General features: G+C 56.9%; 17 protein-coding genes and 1 pseudogene. 9 read left to right on the top strand and 9 right to left on the bottom strand.

The genetic code is table 11. From position 1 onward, the window contains the following. Positions 1–79 precede the first annotated feature (79 nt). From RW65_RS20260 to RW65_RS20240, 5 genes are read left to right on the top strand one after another with little or no spacing between them, the layout of a single operon-like run. Positions 80–1,708 carry an ABC transporter substrate-binding protein gene (locus RW65_RS20260; RefSeq protein WP_039058638.1) on the top strand — a complete coding sequence of 543 codons (1,629 nt, stop codon included), beginning with the start codon at positions 80–82 and terminating at the stop codon, positions 1,706–1,708. After that, on the top strand, positions 1,705–2,742 hold the full coding sequence (locus RW65_RS20255; RefSeq protein WP_039058637.1) for an ABC transporter permease: 1,038 nt from the start codon (positions 1,705–1,707) through the stop codon (positions 2,740–2,742). The genes RW65_RS20260 and RW65_RS20255 overlap by 4 nt, the downstream gene beginning before the upstream one ends. After that, positions 2,739–3,644, top strand: coding sequence for an ABC transporter permease (locus tag RW65_RS20250; protein ID WP_039058636.1), 906 nt, complete (start codon positions 2,739–2,741; stop codon positions 3,642–3,644). Before RW65_RS20255 ends, RW65_RS20250 begins: the two co-directional genes overlap by 4 nt. Further along, positions 3,616–4,476 carry an ABC transporter ATP-binding protein gene (locus RW65_RS20245; protein ID WP_039058635.1) on the top strand — a complete coding sequence of 287 codons (861 nt, stop codon included), beginning with the start codon at positions 3,616–3,618 and terminating at the stop codon, positions 4,474–4,476. Before RW65_RS20250 ends, RW65_RS20245 begins: the two co-directional genes overlap by 29 nt. A gap of 10 nt (positions 4,477–4,486) precedes the next feature. Then, positions 4,487–5,260 (top strand): ABC transporter ATP-binding protein, encoded by a 774-nt coding sequence (locus RW65_RS20240; protein WP_039058634.1) that lies wholly within the window; start codon positions 4,487–4,489, stop codon positions 5,258–5,260. 272 nt (positions 5,261–5,532) lie between these two features. Here RW65_RS20240 and yegS read toward each other — a convergent pair whose 3' ends face one another. Together yegS and RW65_RS22290 are read right to left on the bottom strand one after the other, a co-directional pair. Beyond that, a complete protein-coding gene (gene yegS / locus RW65_RS20235) occupies positions 5,533–6,432 on the bottom strand; it encodes a lipid kinase YegS (RefSeq protein WP_039058633.1) in 900 nt (299 codons plus the stop codon). Positions 6,433–6,618: 186 nt separating this feature from the next. Beyond that, positions 6,619–7,030, bottom strand: a pseudogene (locus RW65_RS22290) (tyrosine-type recombinase/integrase); the annotation flags it as partial. On the opposite strand from RW65_RS22290, the gene RW65_RS22800 reads away from it, so the two are divergent. From RW65_RS22800 to RW65_RS20225, 3 genes are all read left to right on the top strand, one after another. Next, on the top strand, positions 7,010–7,252 hold the full coding sequence (locus RW65_RS22800; protein WP_156124040.1) for a Cox family DNA-binding protein: 243 nt from the start codon (positions 7,010–7,012) through the stop codon (positions 7,250–7,252). The pseudogene RW65_RS22290 and the gene RW65_RS22800 sit on opposite strands and share 21 nt — an antisense overlap. Positions 7,253–7,525: 273 nt before the next feature. After that, the gene (locus RW65_RS20230; RefSeq protein WP_039058632.1) at positions 7,526–8,152 is read left to right on the top strand and encodes a (Fe-S)-cluster assembly protein; all 627 of its coding nucleotides are present in this window, start codon (positions 7,526–7,528) and stop codon (positions 8,150–8,152) included. Next, on the top strand, positions 8,152–8,532 hold the full coding sequence (locus tag RW65_RS20225) for a type II toxin-antitoxin system YafO family toxin (RefSeq protein ID WP_039058631.1): 381 nt from the start codon (positions 8,152–8,154) through the stop codon (positions 8,530–8,532). The genes RW65_RS20230 and RW65_RS20225 overlap by 1 nt, the downstream gene beginning before the upstream one ends. 305 nt (positions 8,533–8,837) lie before the next feature. Here the strand turns inward: RW65_RS20225 and trhP are convergent, their stop codons facing one another. Continuing rightward, a complete protein-coding gene (trhP, locus tag RW65_RS20220; protein WP_039058630.1) occupies positions 8,838–10,199 on the bottom strand; it encodes a prephenate-dependent tRNA uridine(34) hydroxylase TrhP in 1,362 nt (453 codons plus the stop codon). Positions 10,200–10,639: 440 nt separating this feature from the next. Here trhP and RW65_RS20215 point away from each other — a divergent pair, with 440 nt between their 5' ends. Continuing rightward, positions 10,640–11,098, top strand: coding sequence for a helix-turn-helix domain-containing protein (locus RW65_RS20215; protein ID WP_039058629.1), 459 nt, complete (start codon positions 10,640–10,642; stop codon positions 11,096–11,098). A gap of 30 nt (positions 11,099–11,128) precedes the next feature. Here RW65_RS20215 and baeR read toward each other — a convergent pair whose 3' ends face one another. The 6 genes from baeR to RW65_RS20185 are packed head-to-tail and all read right to left on the bottom strand — an operon-like array spanning position 11,129 to position 22,206. Then, a complete protein-coding gene (gene baeR, locus RW65_RS20210; RefSeq protein WP_039058628.1) occupies positions 11,129–11,851 on the bottom strand; it encodes an envelope stress response regulator BaeR in 723 nt (240 codons plus the stop codon). Further along, the gene (baeS, locus tag RW65_RS20205; RefSeq protein WP_039058627.1) at positions 11,848–13,362 is read right to left on the bottom strand and encodes an envelope stress sensor histidine kinase BaeS; all 1,515 of its coding nucleotides are present in this window, start codon (positions 13,360–13,362) and stop codon (positions 11,848–11,850) included. The genes baeR and baeS overlap by 4 nt, the downstream gene beginning before the upstream one ends. Next, positions 13,359–14,774 (bottom strand): MFS transporter, encoded by a 1,416-nt coding sequence (locus tag RW65_RS20200; RefSeq protein ID WP_039058626.1) that lies wholly within the window; start codon positions 14,772–14,774, stop codon positions 13,359–13,361. Before RW65_RS20200 ends, baeS begins: the two co-directional genes overlap by 4 nt. After that, a complete protein-coding gene (gene mdtC / locus RW65_RS20195; protein ID WP_039058625.1) occupies positions 14,771–17,848 on the bottom strand; it encodes a multidrug efflux RND transporter permease subunit MdtC in 3,078 nt (1,025 codons plus the stop codon). The genes RW65_RS20200 and mdtC overlap by 4 nt, the downstream gene beginning before the upstream one ends. Further along, on the bottom strand, positions 17,849–20,971 hold the full coding sequence (locus RW65_RS20190) for an MdtB/MuxB family multidrug efflux RND transporter permease subunit (RefSeq protein WP_039058624.1): 3,123 nt from the start codon (positions 20,969–20,971) through the stop codon (positions 17,849–17,851). Beyond that, positions 20,971–22,206, bottom strand: a complete 1,236-nt coding sequence (locus RW65_RS20185; RefSeq protein ID WP_039058623.1) for an MdtA/MuxA family multidrug efflux RND transporter periplasmic adaptor subunit — start codon at positions 22,204–22,206, stop codon at positions 20,971–20,973. The genes RW65_RS20190 and RW65_RS20185 overlap by 1 nt, the downstream gene beginning before the upstream one ends. Positions 22,207–22,288 lie beyond the last annotated feature (82 nt).

Below are 22,288 nucleotides of genomic sequence, written 5' to 3'. Positions count from 1 at the left end.
GCAATGACCTTCGGGCCACGTAACCGATACGGCATCCGCCGCCTTCCGGTTAAACGTACTCTACAAACGGTATGCACAGATGAAAAAACCTTCCCTCGCGACGGCGTGTTTGCTCACGCTGTCGCTGATGATGGGGAGCGGCGCGACGTTTGCCAAAACGCCGCCCGATCAGCTCATCATCGGCATGAATATGAACAACCTGCTGACCCTCGACCCGGCAGCAATGACCGGCAATGAAGTGGTCGGCATTGTGGTGAATCTCTATGACTCGTTGGTGGAACTCGATCCCAATACGTTAACCAACGTGAAGCCTGCGCTGGCAAAATCATGGGACATCAGCCCGGATGGCAAAATCCTCACTTTTCACCTGCACGATAACGTCACATTTCACTCCGGCAATCCGCTGACGGCGCAGGATGTGGTCTGGTCGATGCGCCGCCTGCTGCACCTCAATCTGGCGCAGGCGTCGGTGTGGAAATCCTACGGTTTTAGCAAGAGCAATATCGACAAGCAGGTGAGCGCGCCGGATGACTACACCGTACAAATCACCCTGCCAAAAGCCAACGATCCGCAACTGGTTATCTACTCGCTGGGGGCGCTGGGCAATCTCGGCGTGCTGGACAGCAAAACCGTCTTAAGCCACGAAGTGAACGGCGACTGGGGCAACCGCTGGCTCACCACTAACGAAGCGGGTTCCGGTCCGTTTATGCTGGAGACCTGGCAGGCGAAAGATGTGCTGCGCATGAAGCGCAACCCCGATTACTGGCGCGAGGAACCCAAACTGAACCGCGTTGTGCTACGCCATTTTCAGGAGTCGCAAACCCTGCGCCTGATGCTGGCGAAAGGCGATTTAGACATTGCGAACAATATGGCAGTCGCCGATATCAATGCCCTGCGTAAAGATCCCGAAGTTACCGTTGAAGCGGTGCAGAAGGGCACCGTCTATTACGTGGCGATGAGTATGAAAGAGCCGCACTTCGCCAATGCCAAAGTGCGCGAAGCGGTGCGCTACCTGATTGATTATCAGGGCATCAATAAAGCGCTGATGCCGGGCTATGGCGTGCTGCATCAGCGGCCAATCAAAGCCGGTATGCCCTCCACGCTGCCGGATCCCGGTTACCGGCTGGACATCGCGCGGGCGAAAAAGCTGCTGGCGGAAGCGGGCTATCCGCAGGGGTTTGACACCACCCTGCGCGTACTTGCCGATCAGCCCTTTCTCAATATCGCTATTGCCGTCCAGTCGACGCTGATGCAGGCGGGGATCAACGCCAAAATTGTCACCGGTACCGGCAACCAGATCTATGGCGCAATGCGCGAGCGCAAGTTCGACATGCTGGTGGGGCGTGGCGGCAGCGGCGTTGAGCCCCATCCGCACTCAAGCCTGCGCGCGCTGGTTTATAACCCGGATAACAGCGATGAAGCCCGGCTGACCAACTTTCAGGGCTGGCGCACCGGTTTCTACGACAAGCCGCTGAACGAGATGATCGATAAAGCGCTGCTGGAGCGCGATGGGGAAAAACAGAAAGCCGCCTATCAGCAAATCCAGCTGCGCTACGACCAGCTAATGCCAGCGCTGATTCCGCTGTCGCAAATGGTGGATTCAGTGGTGGTGCGCAACGAAGTGAAAAACTTCCAGTCCCATCCCTCTGCCACCACGTTTCTGCGCGAAGTCTATAAAGCGCCCGCCAGCACAGGAGGGAAGGGATGAGTACATTACCGCTGATGTCTGGCTCAGGAGCCAAAGGGGCTGCAAAACGGTTGGTTCAGGTGGCGATCACCCTGTTTGGTCTGCTGTTGCTGACGTTTTTTATCGGCCGCGTGATGCCTGTCGATCCGGTACTGGCGATTGTCGGCCCCGATGCCGATCACAGCACTTACCAGCAGGTTTACCAGCAACTGGGGTTTGATAAGTCGCTGATGACGCAGTTTGCTATCTATCTCAATAACCTGCTGCACGGCAATCTGGGTAACGCCTTACTGACGGGCAAGCCGGTGCTGGACGATATTTTTCGCGTCTTTCCGGCCACCCTTGAGCTGGCAACGATGGCGATCATTGTCGGCGCGGGCCTCGGGATTCCCCTCGGCGTGCTGGCCGCGGCGCGGCGCAACAGCGTGTCTGATTATGTGGTGCGCATTATCAGCCTTGCCGGTTACTCAACGCCCATTTTTTGGGTCGGCATGATGGGGCTGCTGCTGTTTTACGCCTGGCTCGGCTGGGTGGGTGGCGCAGGGCGGTTAGATTTGGGGCTTGATGGCATCGTACCGCGCCGTACCGGGCTCTTTACCGTCGATGCGCTGATCGCGGGCAATGGGCAGGTGTTCTGGAATGCGCTTAACCATCTGGTACTGCCCGCATCATTGCTTGGCTTCCACTCGCTGGCCTATATCAGCCGCATGACCCGCAGCTTTATGCTGGCGCAGCTATCGCAGGAGTTCATTATCACCGCGCGGGTAAAAGGGCTGACGGAACGCCAGGTTATCTGGAACCACGCCTTTCGCAACATTCTCGTCCAGCTGTTAACAGTAGTGGCGCTGGCCTACGGTTCGCTGCTCGAAGGGGCGGTATTGATAGAAACGGTCTTTTCCTGGCCGGGCTTTGGTTCGTATCTCACCGGCAGTTTGTTGCTGGGGGATATGAATGCGGTGATGGGCTGCGTGCTGCTGGTGGGCGTGATCTTTGTCTTGCTCAACCTGCTTTCCGACATGCTGTATCAACTCTTTGATCCGAGGACCAAATCATGACGGTCTCTTTCGCTACGCCGCTCTCATCTTCAAGCCGCGAACGTCGCCAGCGCGTGAAACGTGGGCTAGGTCGTGCGGTGGGATTTGTCGGTAAAATGGCGCGCAATCCCCTGACCGCCATTGGTGGGGGCATTATTTTACTACTGCTGGTGGTCGCCATTTTCGCACCGCTAATCGCCCCTTATAACCCGCTGGTGCAGGATCTGGAAAACGCCCTGACCGCGCCGAATGCCGCGCACTGGTTCGGCACCGACGAATTTGGCCGCGATATTTTCAGCCGGCTGGTTTATGGCTCACGTATCACCCTCTACATCGTATTGTTGGTCTCCGTCACCGTCGGCCCGCTCGGGCTGCTGCTGGGCGTCGCGGCGGGCTATTTTGGCGGCAAGATCGATATGGTGCTGATGCGCGTTACCGACATTTTTATCTCCTTCCCAAGCCTGGTGCTGGCGCTGGCCTTTGTCGCCGCCCTGGGGCCGGGGCTTGAACATGTGGTGATTGCCATTACCCTCACCGCCTGGCCGCCGATTGCGCGCCTCGCGCGGGCGGAAACCCTCTCTTTGCGCCAGGCCGATTTTGTCTCTGCTGTTCGTTTACAAGGTGCATCCTCGGTGCGCGTGCTATGGCGGCATATTGTGCCGCTGTGCCTGCCGTCGGTGATTATCCGCATCACCATGAACATGGCGGGCATTATCCTCACCGCCGCAGGCTTAGGTTTTCTCGGCCTCGGCGCGCAACCGCCTGAGCCGGAGTGGGGCGCGATGATCTCCAGCGGGCGCACCTACATGATGGAGTGCTGGTGGGTGGTGACTATTCCAGGGCTGGCGATTCTGATTAACAGCCTGGCGTTCAACTTCTTAGGAGACGGCTTACGTGACATCCTCGATCCCCGCAGCGAATAACGCGCTGCTCGATGTGCGCAATCTGCATGTCGATTTTAACAACGCAGGCGCGGTAACCCACGCGGTGCGCGGCGTCTCCTTTAGCCTCGGTCAGGAGAAACTGGCGATTGTCGGCGAGTCCGGCTCTGGCAAATCCACCGTTGGGCGCGCGTTGCTGCGCCTGCATCCGGCGAAAGCCCGCATTCAGGCGGATTGCATGCAGTTTGGCGAAACCGACCTGTTATCCATTAGCGAAGCGCAGATGCGCCAGGTGCGCGGTAAGCGTATCTCGATGATTATGCAGGATCCGAAATACTCCCTGAACCCGGTCGTCTGCGTGGGGGATCAGATTGCTGAAGCGTGGTTGACGCACCATCCGGGTAAAAAAGCCGAGGCGAAAAGCAAAGTGCTGGAGATGCTGGATGTGGTGCGCATCCGCCAGCCGGAGCGGGTTTATCATCTTTACCCTCATGAGATCTCTGGTGGGCAGGGGCAGCGCATTATGATTGCGATGATGCTGATTACCGATCCGGAACTGGTGATCGCCGATGAGCCGACCTCCGCGCTGGACGTTTCGGTGCGCCTGCAGGTGCTCGGTTTGCTTGATGACCTGGTGAAATCACGCGGGCTGGGGCTGATTTTTATCAGCCACGATATCAATCTGGTGCGCAGCTTCTGCGATCGGGTGCTGGTGATGTATGCCGGACGGATCGTCGAGTCAATTGCCGCCCGCGATCTTGATAACGCGCAACATCCCTACACCCAGGGGCTGATTCACTCGCTACCGGAAATCCACAACCGCCGGGCGGTGCTGCCGGTACTGCAGCGCCAGGCCAGTTGGCTGGGCGAATAAGGAGTGCTGCATGATTAACGTAAAAAACCTTAACCTCGCCTTTGGCGAAGGGGAGAAGCGCACCCAGGTGCTGGATGACGTTACGTTTAGCGTTCAGCCGGGCGAGATTTACGGGCTGGTGGGCGAATCGGGGTCCGGCAAAACCACGGTGCTGAAATGCCTGGCCGGGTTGTTTACCCACTGGCAAGGGGCGCTGGCGATCAACGATCAGCCGCTGGAGAAACGGCTCAGTAAACCGCGCTGTCGGCTGGTGCAGATGGTGTTCCAGGATCCCTACGGTTCACTGCATCCCCGCCATACCATTGGCGATATTCTCGAAGAGCCGCTGAATATTCACGGCATTGACGACCGTGACCGGCGCGTCAATACGCTACTGGATAAAGTGGGGCTAAACCGTGCGTTTCGCGATCGTTATCCGCACCAGCTTTCCGGCGGCCAGCGCCAGCGCGTCGCCATCGCCCGGGCGCTGATTTTGCAGCCGCGCGTGCTGCTGCTCGATGAACCAACCTCGGCGCTGGATGTCTCGGTGCAGGCGGAAATCCTTAATCTGCTGGCGGAACTCCAGCAGGAGTCGGACCTGACCTATCTGATGGTCACCCACGATCTCGGTGTGATAGCCCATTTGTGCCAGAAAGTCGCCGTTATGCAGCACGGCAAAATCCTTGAAACCCTCACCGTCGACGCATTGGTTAACGGCGCGGCGCAAACGGACTATACGCGGATGCTGGTCAATGCCAGCCAGCAGTATTCTCGTGAAATGGCACGAGAGGTGGCGGGGTATTAGCTTACCAGGGTGGAATTGTTCCGTTCAGGCCTACAAAACCTCCGCCATATAAACGGATAACTAACACATACAGCGATACATGAGCGAAATGAGGTAAAACAGTTGCAGCGCGGGGCCGCGGGGATTGAAAAGGGGGGAGCGGCCCCCCTTTTCCCGGTCACGTGTGATGAACCGCAAGTTGCTGCCCAACATACAGTGAACGGAACTATTCCACTTTTCCTAATAAAGTGAACGGAACCATTCCACAAAAGTCAGACCACTTTGAATAGCAATTACTTAAGCAGCGGACAATCCGGCGGCAACCGGCATTGCAGCGCCCCTGGCTGCACTTCTATACGAAACCGCTCCCCGCGCAGCGGCTCCCCATCGAGATTAAAGGTAATCTCATGGGGCGCGTTAATCTCAAACCACGCCGATTTACCGTCGATAACATGCGGGTTATCTTCCGGCTGCGTCAGCGTATTCACCAGCGCCGGAAGCAACTCATCGCCGGTAAAAATCCGTAGCTGTAGCAAACCGTCGTTGATCAGCGCCTGCGGGCAGAGCTGCTGCCCGCCGCCCGCCTGACGGCCGTTACCGATGCCGATAACCAGCGCGTCGCCCTGCCAGCGGAAATCCTCACCGGTAATTTCGCAGCTGTCCGCTTTCAGCATATCCATGCGCATCAGGCCATGAATCAAATAGGAGACGCCGCCCAGCGCGGCTTTCAGTTTTTCCGGCGTTTCGCTGGTAATGCGTGTGCCAAAGCCGCCCGTCGCCATATTAATAAAACAGGTTTTTTCATTTACCCGGGCAATATCAATCGCCACCGCTTTGCCGACAATCGCCAGCTGTAAGGCTTTATCCAGCGTCTCCGGGATGCCAACGCTGGTAGCAAAATCGTTGGCGGTGCCGAGGGGCAAAATACCCAGCGCCGGAATATTGTCGCCGTCGCACTCCACCAGCGCCGTCGCCACTTCATTAATCGTGCCGTCGCCGCCGCCCGCGATTACCGTATTCACGCCCAGCCGCTGCGCTTCCTGCACGTAACGCACCGCGTCACCTTTCTCCCAGGTCACGCGGACCTCAATATCCATACCTTCATTGCGCAGCAGCGTTACCGCTTCGCGCAGGGCGTCGTCACCGGCGCTTTTACCGTTGAGGATTAATAAACTTGTGGGAAATGCGCTCATTCTTCTCTTCCTGATTGAAATGGATGAGAAAAGTGTATCTCACCTACGAGAAGTGGGGAGAAAAAGCAGAGAAAGGAGCAAAAAAATCAGCCTGCGTAAGGGCCTTTGATACCCTCGTCAGTACTGGCTTTCAACGGTACAATGCGGGTTTGCGCGGCACACAAGACCATTGAGAGCCATATTTAGTTACCCATCTGTGGACACGATGTGGACATTCTTGACCGCAAGTCCACCCCCTTAAAGGATTGAGCGAGATCGCGTCCTGCAAATATTCCGGGGCAAAATGCGCATAGACCATTATTTGCTCATTTTGCGAGTGACCCAGGATTCGTTGCAGCGTGATAATGCTTCCACTGTTAATCATGAAATGGGTTGCGAAACTGTGCCGTAAAGCGTGCGTCGCTTGCCCCATTGGTAAATCTGGTTTTATTTCCTTTATCGTCATTCTGAAATGCGGATAGGCAGCATCAGGAAACAGAAAACCACGCTTTCCACATGTAACCATTTGCGCCACTTCATCAGATATACGAACGGTGCGAGGCTTGCCCGTTTTCGTTTTAACGAACGTCACGCGGTTATGAATAATGCTTTCCGCTTCGCTGCTTCTGCCGTTCCTTACCAAGAATTTGCAAGATTGATTGGTAAAACACCGGCAGCCGTCAGAGGAATGATTGAAAAGGGCAAATTGCCGGTACACACCCAAGCGTTGGCACCAGCGGCCAGCCCGCGCAAATGCTGGGCTTCTGCGACCTGCTGGCATTTACACGCCGCGCAAGGTTTTGCAGCCGTTTGCAAAAAGCAGCTTACTGGCAGCAGCTAACCGATTGGTTAACATGATGTTTTTAAAGGGTCGTTTTATTTTTTATCAGGATCTAATCGGGCGGGGTTGCTAGTAGGGGAATTTTCACGTACGACTGCAGTCCTTGCACCGCAAGGCCTGGTAGGTAACCGGCAATTCTTTACTTTTGCAAAACGTCTCGCGCATCCGGTTAAAAAGATCTGCACTGGCTGGCCGTTAATAGGCCGGTTGTTTGCGGCTTTCTGCAAGGGGGCCTTTAGGGTATTATTTATCCATTGATGTTGTGAGGTACTTATGAAACAAAAATCTACATCGGCAGCAGTGGCAGCAATCGTGGCAAGTCTATCTGCCTCTTTGGCACCTGTCCCTGCTAAAAGCACAACATTGCCAACTGCAGTAATGGAATCCAAAGCGCATATTGGCGTGTCTTCAGCGCTTACATTTGAACTTCCGAGTGGTCAGATCTTCCTCCCTCTCGAAGAGGCAACGGATTACCTCTGCGGGCTCAATGCTAATCAACGCTCTTTGATAAGTGCCATCGTTCAGAAAAGGCAACTTAAAGGTAAAGGCCCTTTACTCATGACGAATTTGGCTCAAACCAAGCGAATTTGTGAAGATAGTCTTAAACAACATGCGCGTGTCAAAGAGGCAATCAAGATCGTCATTTCTCCTGATAATCTTGCTAAATTATATCCTGACAGCCCGGAGCTAAGGGTGCAGCATCGTGATGCGCTTATTCGCTTTGGTCGAGCGGTAGCGCAGAGTGAATTTCTTGCTCGTGATATTCTGAATGCAATTGAGCGTAGTCGACCTCCGACTAAGACTGTTAGTCTAAGCGATATGCCATCAGATGAAGACGTCCGGGCAATGATTACTGCGGAGCATAAAAAATTAGGACTCTCACAGCCGGGGTTCTCTTGATGGCATGTAAGGTGAGTGTCCATAAGGACGTTGAATTTCCAGATGTAGCCCGCGCGTATGGGAAAGCGTTAGAGAATTGGCAGAATACCGATGTTCTTCCAGACAGGTTTGGAAACGAAGGTCAATGGGAAGAGAATTCAAGGCTTTGTGACTCGTTCGTTTATAAAATTCACATCAGATTACCTTCCGAACAGGCCTGGAAAAAATCCAAGGCTCAGATTGATAGAACCTCTAACAACTACCTGGTCTTTTCAAGGCATTGGATGGAGTACGACAACATACAGATCATAAGTATTATGACTCCGAATGCACATGAAAAAGCCAGAACATCGTTCATGGCGGAATTAGAAAGGCGCGCAGAAGAGTTTCAAAACTCATGAATACCAGCCAGATGGCTGGTTTTTTTATGGCAAAAGAAAGGCCCGCATTTCGCGGATCTCAGATAGTTAGATTTCGACGAGTGGTCAATGAGTTGACATTGTCAGAAATAATTCCTTTTATTTCATGGTGTTGTATCAAAAAAATCAGCCTGCGTAAGGGAGATTACGCAGGCTAAGGAGGTGGTTCCTGGTACAGCTAGCATTTATGGGTTATGTTTTTCAGCGAGATGGATAATAACCGTATTAAACGGGACGGTATGTGATCCGATTCTAAGATTTCGCGCCGAAAAAATAACGCCCTTCAATTACTTTGCGTGCGGGTTACGCGTTGATTGCCCGGTGAAATTACGCATCAATAACGCATATTCCAGTGCCATATCCTGCGGTACAGGCAGCCAGACGGTATAACCATCTCCTGGGGCCACCGGCATGGCTTCGCCTTTGGCGTTTTCCATATGCTCCAGCGTGAAATTAACGTTGCCCTGCGGCGTCATCAGCTCCAGGCTGTCGCCCACGGAGAACTTATTTTTCACCGCCACCGCCGCCAGCGCGCCGTTACGCTCGCCGGTAAATTCACCGACAAACTGCTGGCGCTCGGAGACGGAGTAACCGTACTCATAATTCTGGTAATCATCATGGGTGTGGCGGCGCAGGAAACCTTCGGTATAACCACGGTGCGCCAGCCCTTCCAGCGTCTCCAGCAGCGAGGTATCAAACGGCTTGCCCGCCGCGGCATCGTCAATTGCTTTGCGATAGACCTGCGCGGTGCGCGCGCAGTAGTAGAAGGATTTGGTGCGGCCTTCAATTTTCAGCGAATGCACGCCCATCTGCGTTAAACGTTCAACATGGGCAATGGCGCGCAGATCTTTCGAGTTCATGATATAGGTGCCGTGCTCGTCTTCGAAAGCGGTCATATACTCGCCCGGACGCTGCGCCTCTTCAATCATAAACACTTTATCCGTCGGTGCGCCGATGCCGAGGGTTGGTTCGATGTTCTGTACCGGAATCGGCTCCTGGATATGCACGATATTGCCTACCGCGTCCTCTTTCCCTTCCTGGACGTTGTACTCCCAGCGGCAGGCATTGGTGCAGGTTCCCTGGTTCGGGTCACGCTTATTGATATAGCCCGACAGCAGGCAGCGGCCGGAGTAGGCCATGCACAGCGCGCCATGAACGAAAATCTCGATCTCCATCTCCGGCACCTGGGCGCGGATCTCGGCAATCTCTTCCAGCGACAGTTCGCGGGAGAGGATCACACGGCTTAAACCCATCTGCTGCCAAAACTTCACCGTTGCCCAGTTAACGGCGTTAGCCTGTACCGAAAGGTGAATCGGCATCTGCGGGAAATGTTCACGCACCAGCATGATCAGGCCCGGATCGGACATAATCAGCGCATCCGGCCCCATCTCCACCACCGGCTGCAGGTCGCGAATAAACGTTTTCAGCTTGGCGTTATGCGGGGCAATATTCACTACCACGTAAAACTGCTTACCCAGCGCGTGGGCTTCGTTAATGCCGATTTGCAGATTTTCGTGGTTGAATTCGTTATTGCGCACGCGCAGGGAGTAGCGCGGCTGGCCCGCGTAGACGGCATCTGCGCCATAGGCGAAAGCGTAACGCATATTCTTCAGCGTTCCCGCCGGGGAGAGGAGTTCCGGTTTAAACATGATGTTCTCGTTCTGATGACAGGTCAGATAGCCTCACCGCAGTGAGGCCGTAGGGGAGATCCCTTAAATTTAGGGCGGGAATTGTAGCGCCGCGCGCGGGGGGAGTAAACCCGTGCGTTAGTCCACGCGCAGGTAAGTGCCATCTGCGCTTCGCTTATATCGGCGCGGCAGGTGAATGCCGCCAGCAGCAGCCTAAGTGCGCCGTAACGTACTTCCTCACTGCCCCTTTCCTTATCGTGTGGCGACGAAAAACTGCGTCGCGCTAAAAACGGCGGTCATCATACCGGGGATCGCGTCATTGTTAACGAAACAACAGTCGCCGGGTTTATACTGGCCGAGGGCGCTGTCAGGCTGCTGTCGGGTTACTGTCAGGTCGGGATCGTGGTGCAGTCAGCGGGTCTGCAAGAGACTACAGGCCGGATTTAACAGGAGAACAGAGAATGAATAACGTAAAAGCATTACGTCTGGCCCGCGCCTGGTCACAGGAACAACTGGCGGAGATGGCGGCGCTGAGCGTCAGAACGGTACAGCGAATAGAAAACGGCGATCAGCCTTCCCTTGAGACCTTAAGCGCGCTGGCGGCGGTGTTCGGCGTCAGCGTAACGGCGCTTTCCGGCCAGTGCGAAGCGGGGGAAGAGGGGCTGGATCAGCGCATCCATGCGGCGCGGGAGCGACTCGCCGCCGAGGGCGGTTTCTGGCGTGCGCTGGTCAGCGCGATGGTGGTCTGCGTAGTGCTGTTTTTCCTTAATCGCAGCCTCTCGCCGCAAAGTTACTGGTCGCTGTGGGTGGCCGCGATTTGGGGCGGGTTAATTGCGGTAAAAGGGTTGCGAATCTTTGTCTTTGCCCGGCTGATTAACCAGTGGCAGGAACAGCGTTTACAGCGGCTATTGCGTAAATAAAACCGTGTCGGGCATTGCGCCCGACATCCGTTACGCCAGTTTGCAGGCGTCGGCTTCCCAGCGGTAGCCGACGCCGTAAACCGCGCGAATAAAGGATTGCTCCTCGTCGAGGGTTTCCAGCTTGCGGCGCAGATTTTTAATATGGCTGTCGATAGTGCGGTCGGTCACCACGCGGTAATCATCATACAGATGGTTAAGCAACTGCTCGCGGGAGAAAACTTTGCCCGGCTCGCTGGAAAGCGTCTTCAGCAGGCGGAATTCGGCTGGGGTCAGATCCAAAAGCTTGTTATGCCAGCTGGCCTGGAAACGCCCTTCATCGACAATCAGCGGGCTTTCTGCGTCCAGCGCCTGCAGTTCGCGCTGCGGTTTGCAGCGCCTAAGGATGGTTTTCACCCGCGCCACCACTTCACGCGGGCTGTAGGGTTTGCAGATGTAATCATCAGCACCAATCTCCAGCCCCAGCAGGCGGTCGATCTCTTCGATTTTCGCCGTTACCATAATTATCGGCACGTTGGAAAAGCGGCGGATCTCCCGACACAGGGTTAAACCGTCCGTACCGGGAAGCATCAAATCCAGCAGGATCAGATCCGGTGGGGTCTGGCGCACGTATGCAAGAACCCGATCGCCGTGGCTTATCAGCGACGGCGCGTAGCTGGCCGCACGCAGATAGTCGAGCAACAGCTGGCCCAGCTTCGGCTCGTCTTCGACAACCAGGATGCGTGGCGTGTTTTCATCAATCGGTAACTCAGTCATACATCTCTCGTGTTTTCGCGTTCAAGCGGTAATTCAACTGTAATGCTAACCCCGCCGTATGGCGAGTGCCCCGCATGGATAGCGCCACCGTGCGCTTCCACAATATTAAAACAGATAGCCAGCCCCAGCCCGGAGCCGCCGCTGGCGCGGTTGCGCGAGCTTTCCGTACGATAAAAACGCTCAAACAGGCGTTTGAGCTGCTCGTCATTGACGCCCGGCGCGCTGTCGGCAAAACATAACACCAGCGTGTTTTCACGGGTGGTCATCTGGATAAGGGTTTTACCCCCGGCATCGGTGTAGCGCAGGCTATTTTCAAGCAGGTTATTAAATAACTGCATCAGGCGATCGGGATCGCCAAACACCGTGGCCCTCGGTAGCAGTTCCAGCACCAGCGCTACGTTGCGGCTGGTATAACGCTCACGAAACGCGCCGGCGGCAATTTCCACCAGCGTCACCACATCGACGTGTGATTTCTGGTACGCCAGCGCCCCTTCGTCGGACATCGACAGTTGATGCAGGTCGTTTACTAACTTGGTCAGGGTAGCGACTTCCGCCTGCAATGAGGCTACCGACTCCGGGGTAAACTGGCGCACGCCATCCTGAATCGCCTCCAGCTCGCCGCGCAGTACCGCTAGCGGCGTGCGTAATTCATGGGAGATATCTGCCATAAAATCGCGTCGCATCTGCTGATTGCGCTCAAGGGTACTGGCAAGCTGATTAAAGTCGCGTGCCAGCCGGCCCAGTTCATCCTGGCTGCCGGGGTTAACGCGGGTGGAGAAATCGCCGGAGGCCAGCCGGTGAGTACCGTCAACCAGCCGTTTGACCGGCGCCAGCAAACCGCGCGCCAGCGGAAAGGTTGCCAGCGCGGCAAGCAGCGTGGCCAGACCGACAATCAGCCAGCTGGTGCGCCGCTGCTGGCGGTCAAAGTTGATATCGGTGTTACGCGTCAGCCGCGCAATCGGCGAGGCGATCACCCAGCCGACGGTGGCATTGTTAACAATAATCGCCCGGCGGGTGCCATCCGGCGGTACCGGCGCACGCGGACCGACCAGCACGTTCTCGCCCTGGTCAATGACCCAAAATTGCGTGCGCCAGCCGTGCGGCGGCATCTCCGGCGGGCCCTGCGGGCCGCGTTCACGCTCCATTTCCCCTGCCTGGCGCGGCGGCATATCGCTATCTCCTTCCGGCCGAGAGTGTCTGTCCATTTCGCGTCGCGGGCCGCCAGGCGGTTCACCTTCGTGGTCGTTATCCCGTTCGAAGGATCGCAGGATCTGGAAAATCACCCGGTTGTTATTGCGCAGAAACTGCCAGCTACCATTTTGCGCATACTGCTCGGCCAGCGAGTCGCTTAACATTTGCAGGCGCTGTTCGTTACCGCGCTTGATGTAATCAATAAAACCGCGTTCGAAGCTGATGCGCACCGCCCAGTGCATGGTGATCAGCAGCACGATACAGGTGGCCAAAATCGCCAGAAACAGTTTGGCCGTAATCCCCGGCCGCCATATTTTCATGGTGTTCTCCTGTTGCGGCGGGCAATCACCACGTTCTGACCGGCGTCATTGGAAACGCGGGCGAAGATAACAGCCGGGAGGGCAATAATTGCCGCCATGCTGAGATAGACATACAGGAACAGATGATGTGCGACACCGCTGTCGGCAGATAAATGTTGCTGACCAAACGCGCCGAGCAGCAGCCCGGCAACGCTGACGCCAATACTCATCGACAACTGCATGATCATTGACAGCAAGCTGTTGCCACCGCTGGCCAGCTCATCGGGCAGATCTTTTAGCGTCAGGGTATTCATTGATGAGAAACGGATGGAGTTAATCATCCCCTGGCAGAACAGCACCACCGGCAACAGATAAAACCAGCCGAGCAGGGCGGTGGCCATAAACAGCAGGCTAATGACGGCCAGCCCAAGCGTCGAGTAAACCAGCGAGCGCCGGTAGCCAAAGCGGTTAACCAACTGCACCACCATGCGTTTCATGCCCATGCTGCCGAGCACCATCGGCATCATCATCAGCCCGGCGTGAAATGGCGAAAAACCGAGGCCAATCTGCAAAAACACCGGCGTCATAAACGGCAGCATACCGCTGCCGATACGCCCGGCGAAGCTGCCCGCCAGACCCAGCGAAAAAGAGCGCGTACGGAATAAGCGCAGGTTAAACAACGCGCTGTCGTTGCCTCGGGCATGCAGCAGATAAAAGAGAATCGCCGCGACGCCCACGGCGATCAGCGCGATGAGCTGCCCGCTGGCGAGGCCCAGTCCGCGATTACCGTCAAGGGCCAGCGTCAACGTTGCCATTGCGCAGGCCAGCAGCACAAAACCCGCCATATCGAAACGGCGAGTTTGTAAGGTGTAGTTCGGCATCAGCCACAGCGTCGCTATGGCGCCCACAATGCCCACCGGCAGATTAATCAGGAAGATCCAGTGCCAGGAGGCATACTCCACCAGCACGCCGCCGAGGGCCGGGCCAAGCAGCGGGCCAATCTGCCCCGGAATGGTGACAAAGGTCATCGCCGCCATATATTGATCCCGCGGGACGATTTTCAGCACCGTTAGTCTACCGACCGGTACCATCATCGCGCCGCCCACCCCTTGCAGCACGCGCGCCATCACCAAATGATCGAGGGTCGCGGCCTGGGCGCAAAACAGCGAACCGGTGGTGAACAGCACGATGGCGGCAAAGAAGATGTTACGCACGCCGATCCGATCCGCCAGCCAGCCGCTGGCGGGCAGCATCACCGCCACCGTCAGCACATAGGCAACCACCACCATATGCATATGCAGCGGGCTCTCTCCGAGGCTTTTCGCCATCGACGGGAGGGCGGTATTGACAATGGTGATATCCAGCGATTGCATAAAAAAGCCAAGCGCGACGATCCATAGCTGCCAGCGGATATTTTTCGGCAGGTCATTCATTCACTTACCGGCTCCGTTTGCTGTCGACGAAAACGCAGGCGCAGGCGGTCGAAAAAGAGATAGACCACCGGCGTAGTGTATAGCGTCAGGAGCTGGCTCATCACCAGCCCGCCCACGATAGTGATGCCGAGAGGCTGACGCAGTTCGGAACCATCGCCGCCGGAGATAACCAGCGGCAGCGCGCCAAACAAAGCTGCCAGCGTGGTCATCATAATCGGGCGAAAACGCAGCAGGCAGGCCTGGAATATGGCCTCTTCGGCGCTCAGATTCCCCTGGCGCTGCGCCTCGAGGGCGAAGTCGACCATCATAATCGCATTTTTCTTCACGATACCAATGAGCAGCATAATGCCAATTAAGGCGATCAAACTGAACGGCGCGCCAAACAGCTCCAGCGCCAGCAGCGCGCCCACGCCCGCTGAGGGGAGGGTAGAGAGAATGGTCAGCGGGTGCACATAACTTTCGTACAGCATCCCCAGCACAATATAGACCGCGGCAATCGCCGCCAGAATCAGGATCACCTGCGAGTTCATCGTCTGCTGGAATACCTGCGCAGTACCGGCAAAGCTGCCGCGCACGCTTGAAGGCACACCGAGCTGGGTCATCGCGCGGTTGATTGCGTCGCTGGCCTGCGACAGCGAGGTTCCCGTCGCTAAGTTAAAGGCAATGGTCGAGGCCGCCGACAGCCCCTGATGGTTGACCGACAGCGGCGCGTTAGCCGGCTGCCAGCGGGCGAAATAGGAGAGCGGGATAGTTTTGCCTTCGCTATTGATGACGTACATCTTATCCAGCGCGCTAATATCCTGGCTATAGCGCCGGTCGACTTCCATCACCACTTTATATTGATTCAGCGGCTGGTAAATGGTGGAGATTTGCCGTTGACCAAAGGCGTTATTCAACAGGCTGTTCGCCGCCTGGACGCTGATACCGAGGCGCGACATCGTTTCGCGATCGTAGACCAGATTCATCTCCGCGCCGTTATCCTGCTGATCGGAGTTAACGTCCGTCAGCTCCGGCAACGCGGCCAGCGCTTTGCGAATTTTAGGCTCCCATTCACGCAGGGCGCTAAGATCGTCCGACAGTAATGCGAACTGGTAGCTGGCGTTGGCCTGGCGTCCGCCGACACGAATATCCTGCACGGCCATCAAAAACAGGCTCGCGCCCGGCTCTTTTGCCAGCTTGCCGCGCAAACGGTCAATCACCTGTTGTGCCGTGGCATTACGCACATCGCGAGGCTTGAGGGTAATAAACATCATCCCGCTGTTGACCCGCGAACCGCCGGTAAAGCCGGTGACGTTATCCACCGCCGGATCGTCGCGAATGATCTTCATAAAGTCCTGCAGCTTGCCGCGCATCGCCTGGAACGAAATGCTCTGATCGGCCTGAATACCGCCCATCAGCACGCCGGTATCCTGCTCCGGGAAGAAGGTTTTCGGAATCGAGATATAGAGCCAGATATTTAGCGCGATCGTGCCCAGCAGTACCAGCCCTACCAGCCGCGCGTGGTTCAGCGCCCACTTTAGCGAGCGGGCATACTGTTGCTGGAGCGCGATCAGCAGCCGACCAACGCCTCGTTCCCGGCGGCGTTCGCGCGGTTTGTGGGCTTTTAACAACCAGCCGCACATCATGGGCGTCAGCGTCAGAGAAATGACCAGCGAAATGCCTATCGCCACCGAAAGCGTCACGGCGAACTCACGCAGCAGACGCCCCGGCAGCCCCGCCATTAGCAGCAGCGGCAGGAATACCGCCACCAGCGACAGGCTCATTGACAGCACCGTAAAGCCGACTTCCCGCGTACCCTGCAGCGCCGCCTGTAGCGGCTTAACGCCCGCTTCAAGATGACGGGAGATATTCTCCAGCACCACAATGGCGTCATCGACGACAAACCCCGTGGCGATGGTCAACGCCATCAGCGACAGGTTATTGAGGCTAAAGCCGCATAAATACATCGCGGCAAAGGTGCCGATAAGCGACACGGGAACGGCGACGGCGGGAATCAGCGTCGCGCGGCCCGAGCGCAAAAACAGGAACACCACGAGGATAACCAACGCCACGGAGATAATCAGCGTCTCTTCGACCTCTGCCAGCGACGCGCGAATGGTCGGCGAGCGATCCTGAGCGATTTGCAAATCAATTGCCGCCGGAATGTTCTGCTGCAGTTCCGGTAAGCGCGCGCGAATGCTGTCGACGGTCTGAATAATATTGGCTTCGGGGAGCTTGCGGATCATCAGCAAGATGGCGGGTTTCGCATTGGTCATCCCGGCGTTACGCAGATCCTGCACCGAGTCGCTAACCGTGGCGACATCGCTTAAGCGCACCGCCGCGCCGTTTTTGTAATGGATAATCAGCGGCTGGTATTGCGCGGCGGTTTTCAGCTCGTCATTGGTTTGCACCTGCCAGCGGTGCGCGCCATCTTCCAGCGCGCCCTGCGGTTTACGCACGTTAGCATTGCTGATAGCCGTGCGCACCGCGTCCAGCGAAACGCCCTGGTTGAACAGCGCCTGCGGATTTAAATCCACGCGCACCGCAGGCAGGGAACTGCCGCCGACATCCACGTCGCCCACGCCGTCAATCTGCGCAATAGTCTGCGCCAGCTTCGTCGAAGCAAAGTCGTACAGCTGCTCCTGGGAATAGGTATCCGACGTTAGCGTCAGGATCATGATTGGCGCAGCGGACGGGTTGGCCTTGCGGTAGGTCGGACGGCTGGGCATACCGCTTGGTAACAGGTTTTGCGCGGCGTTAATCGCCGCCTGCACATCGCGCGCTGCGCCGTTGATATCGCGATCGAACTTAAATTCCAGAATTATGCGCGTGCTGCCCAGGGAGCTCGATGAGGTCATTTCATTGACCCCGGCGATACGTCCCAATGAGCGTTCCAGCGGCGTAGCGACGGAAGAGGCCATCGTTTCCGGCGATGCGCCGGGCAGCGAGGCGCTGACCATAATCACCGGAAAATCGACCTGCGGTAGCGGGGCGACAGGCAGCAGGCGGAAGCCGAGAATGCCGCACAGGGTAATGGCGAGTGAAATCAGAATCGTCGCCACCGGGCGGTAAATGAAGAGGGCGAAAAACTTCACTTACGCCTCCTCTTCACGGCGCGGGAAGCGCTTTTTCACCGCCAGCGCCAGGCGGTCAAACAGCAGATAAATCACCGGCGTGGTAAATAGCGTCAGCACCTGGCTGACCAGCAGGCCGCCGACCATGCCAATGCCCAGCGGGCGACGTAGCTCCGCGCCGACGCCGGTGCTGAGCATCAGCGGCAGCGCGCCGAGCAGCGCCGCCAGCGTGGTCATCAGGATCGGGCGAAAACGCAGTAAACAGGCCTGGAAAATAGCATCGCGCGGCGACATTCCCTCTTCGCGCTCGGCGGCGAGGGCAAAGTCGATCATCATGATGGCGTTTTTCTTCACAATACCGATAAGCAGAATAATGCCGATGATGGCAATCACATCCAGCGCGCTACCGGAAATCATCAGCGCCAGCAGCGCACCAACGCCGGCGGTGGGCAGCGTTGACAGAATGGTGATCGGGTGGATAAAGCTCTCATACAGCACGCCGAGCACGATATACATCGCCGCCACCGCCGCGACAATCAGCCAGATAGTGCTGCCCAGCGCCGCCTGGAATGCCAGCGTGCTGCCCTGGAATTGGGTGGTGATATCCGTCGGAAAGTGAAGGGTCTTTTCGCTGTCCATTACCGCCTGTACCGCATCGCCAAGGGAATAGCCTTCGGCGACGTTAAACGAGATGGTGGTCGACGGGAACTGATCCAGATGATTAATGCTCAGCGGCGCATAGCGCTGCTCCACTTTGGCGATAGACGACAGCGGGACGATACCGCCATCGCTGCTGGTGAGGCGAATATTATCCAGCCCCGCCAGCCCCGGCGTTTGCGCCGTATCATGCTCCAGCACCACGCGATACTGGTTAGCCTGGGTGTAAATGGTTGAGATAAGCCTTTGGCCAAAAGCGTTATACAGGGCGTTATCAACATCCGCCATCGAAATGCCAAGGCGGCTGGCGCTGTCGCGATCGACATTCACATACGCCACCAGCCCTTTGTCCTGCCAGTCGCTGCTGACATCCGCCAGCTGCGGCTGTCCTTGCAGTTTACTCACCAGCTGCGGCACCCAGGTACTCAGGGCATCCAGTGAATTTGCCTGTAAGGTGAACTGATACTGCGTGCGGCTGACGGTGGTATCAATGGTTAAATCCTGCGTCGGCTGCAGGTATAGCGAGACGCCGGGTATTTTCGCCGCCGCCTGCTGCAAACGTTCAATCACTGGCTGGACGCGATCGTCACGATCGTCGAGAGATTTGAGGTTAATTTGCAGCCGCGCGCTGTTCAGCGACGGGTTGGTACCATCGACGCCGACAAACGAGGTCAGGCTTTCCACGGCCGGATCGCGCAGAATAATATCCGCAACCTGGCGTTGGCGCTCGGCCATGCTGGCGAAGGAGGCCGATTGCGGTGCCTGCAAAGTACCCTGGATAATGCCGTTATCCTGTACCGGGAAGAAGCCTTTCGGAATCACCACCCACAGTAACACCGATAACAACAGCGTGCCGACTGCCACGCTCAGCGTCAGCCACGGATGGTTCAGCACTTTACTGAGCAGCCTGCCGTAGGCGGCAATCACGCCCTCGAAAAAACGCTCCGAGGCGCGCGAGAAGCGGTTTTGTTTGCGTAAGGATTCGGCGCTAAGCATGCGTGCGCACATCATCGGCGTCAGCGTTAACGAGACCACGGCGGAAATAAGGATAGCTATCGCCAGCGTGACGGCGAACTCGCGGAACAGGCGACCGACAATATCGCCCATAAACAGCAGCGGGATCAGTACCGCGATCAGCGAGAAGGTGAGTGAAATAATGGTAAAGCCAATCTCACCGGCGCCTTTCAACGCTGCGGCCAGCGGTTTTTCGCCTTTTTCGATATAGCGCGAGATGTTCTCAATGACCACAATCGCATCGTCGACCACAAAGCCGGTGGCAATGGTCAGCGCCATCAGCGTCAGGTTGTTAATGGAGAAATCGAGAAACACCATCGCCGCAAACGTACCCACCAGCGACAGCGGCACCGCAACGCCGGGAATAATCGTTGCCGGAATATTGCGCAGAAAAACATAAATAATCATCACCACCAGCGCAATCGCCAGCATCAACTCAAACTGCGTATCGTTGACCGAGGCGCGAATATTGGTGGTGCGATCGGAAAGTACCTGCACCGTGACGGATTTCGGCAGGCTTTCCTTCAACTGTGGCAGCAGCGTACGGATATTGTCCGCCGTATCAATAATGTTGGCCCCCGGCTGGCGCTGGACGTTCAACACTATCGCTTGCTGCTTATTGGCCCAGGCACCAAGCCAGCTGTTTTCCGCGCCCTGTTCGACGGTGGCGATATCCCCCAGACGGATCGGCGCACCGTTTTGATAGGCGATAATCAGCTGACGATACTCTTCGGCAGACTGCATCTGATCGTTGGCCGACAGCGTCACCGCGCGCGTTGGGCCGTCGAGGCTGCCTTTCGCCGAGTTGACGTTGGCACTGGTGATGGCGCTGCGAATAGTTTCGCTGGTCAGCCCCAGCGCGGCAATCGCCTGCGCATTGAGTTTTACGCGCACCGCCGGGCGCTGGCCGCCGGAAAGGGTAACCAGGCCGACGCCGGAAACCTGCGAGATTTTCTGCGCCACCCGCGTTTCGACCATATCTGCTACCTGGGTCATCGGCATGGCGGAAGAGGTGACGGCGAGGGTCATAATCGGCGGATCCGCCGGGTTCACTTTGCTGTAGACCGGTGGGTTCGGCAGATCCGACGGCAACAGGCTGTTGGCAGCGTTCATCGCCGCCTGCACTTCCTGTTCGGCCACATCCAGCGGCAGGCTAAGCTGGAACTGTAACGTCACCACCGACGCGCCGCCGGAGCTTTGCGACGACATCTGTTTTAGGCCGGACATCTGACCAAACTGGCGCTCCAGCGGTGCGGTGATCGCCGAAGTAACCACATCAGGGCTGGCACCGGGGTAGAGCGTCACCACCTGAATGGTCGGGTAATCGACTTCAGGCAGCGCGGAAACCGGCAGGAACCGATAGCCAATAATCCCGGCCAGCAGAATCGCCACCATTAATAGCGTGGTGGCGACCGGACGCATAATAAACAGACGAGAAGGGCCGCCCGTTCGGCCCGGCGGTAACAGCTGCATCAGGAGTGCGCCCCTTTAGCCGTGAGTTCACGTTTAGCGGGGATGTCGCTGACTTTTTTTGCTTCCACCACTTCAACTTTCGCGCCGTCGGTCAGACGATCGATACCGTCGGTCACCACGCGATCGCCCGCCGACAAACCGGCGGCAATCACCACTTTCTGGCTGTCCTGAATGCCCGGCGTCACAATGTGTTTGCTGACCTGGTCTTTATCATTCACTACCCAAACGAAGCTGCCTTCATTGCCCATTTGCAGCGCGGCGGCCGGGATGACCACCGCGTCTTGCTGCGTGGCCACCAGCATTCGCGCATTAACGAACTGATTGGGGAACAGCGCATCGTCCTGATTATCAAAGCGTGCTTTCAGTTTGATGGTGCCTGTAGTGGTGTCGATCTGGTTATCGAGGCTTAATAGGGCGCCGCTACTGAGTTTCTGTTTGTTGGTACGATCCCAGGCTTCCACTACCAGCTGCTGACCGGCTTTTTGCGCCTGGACGACGGTGGCGATTTCGCTCTCCGGCAGGGTAAACACCAAATCAATCGGGTGCGTTTGCGTTAACACCACAATGCCGGTGGTATCACTGCTGGAGATTTGGTTACCGACATCCACCTGTTTTAAGCCAACGCGCCCGGAAATGGGGGCGGTGATGCGGCTCCAGTCCAGCTGTAGCTTTGCGCTGGCAACGGCGGCTTCATCGGCTTTCACCGTCCCTTCTGATTCCGTCACCTGCGCCTGCTGGGTATCAAGCTCCTGACGGGAGACCAGGCTGGTTTTGGATAACTGTTGATAACGGGCGAGATCGCGACGCGCATTCGCCAGCGTCGCCTTGTCCTTCGCCAGTTGGCCCTCGGCCTGCGCCAGCGCCACCTTAAACTGGCTCGGATCGATCTCTGCCAGTAAATCCCCCGCGTTTACCTGCTGCCCTTCCTGGAAATGGATAGCCTTAAGCTGGCCCGAAACGCGGCTGCGCACGGTAACGGTATTGGCGGCGGTAATGGTGCCGAGCCCGGAGAGATAGCGCGGCACGGCTTCACGGGTGGCCGTTGCCGCCTGCACCGGCGGCAGCGCGCCGCCGCGCATACCATGGCGACCGCCGCCCGGCGCGCCCTGGCGCGGGGCCTGTGCGCTGGCATTAGAAGAGGTCTCTTTATGAACGAACGTGTACCAGGCTACGCCCGCTACCGCTATGACTACGACCGCGATAAGGGTGCGGCGAAACGTAACACTGCCTTTCATCGTTATAGGTGTCTCATTGAATACTAATGGCGAAATGATACTAGTTTAGTTATCGCCTGCCCCGGAAAAATGGAGGAAAAAT

This window comes from Enterobacter sp. Bisph1 (assembly GCF_000814905.1).
Taxonomy (GTDB): domain Bacteria; phylum Pseudomonadota; class Gammaproteobacteria; order Enterobacterales; family Enterobacteriaceae; genus Kosakonia.
The sequence above is the reverse complement of the archived record's forward strand: the minus strand, read 5'-3'. Positions and strand labels throughout refer to the sequence as shown.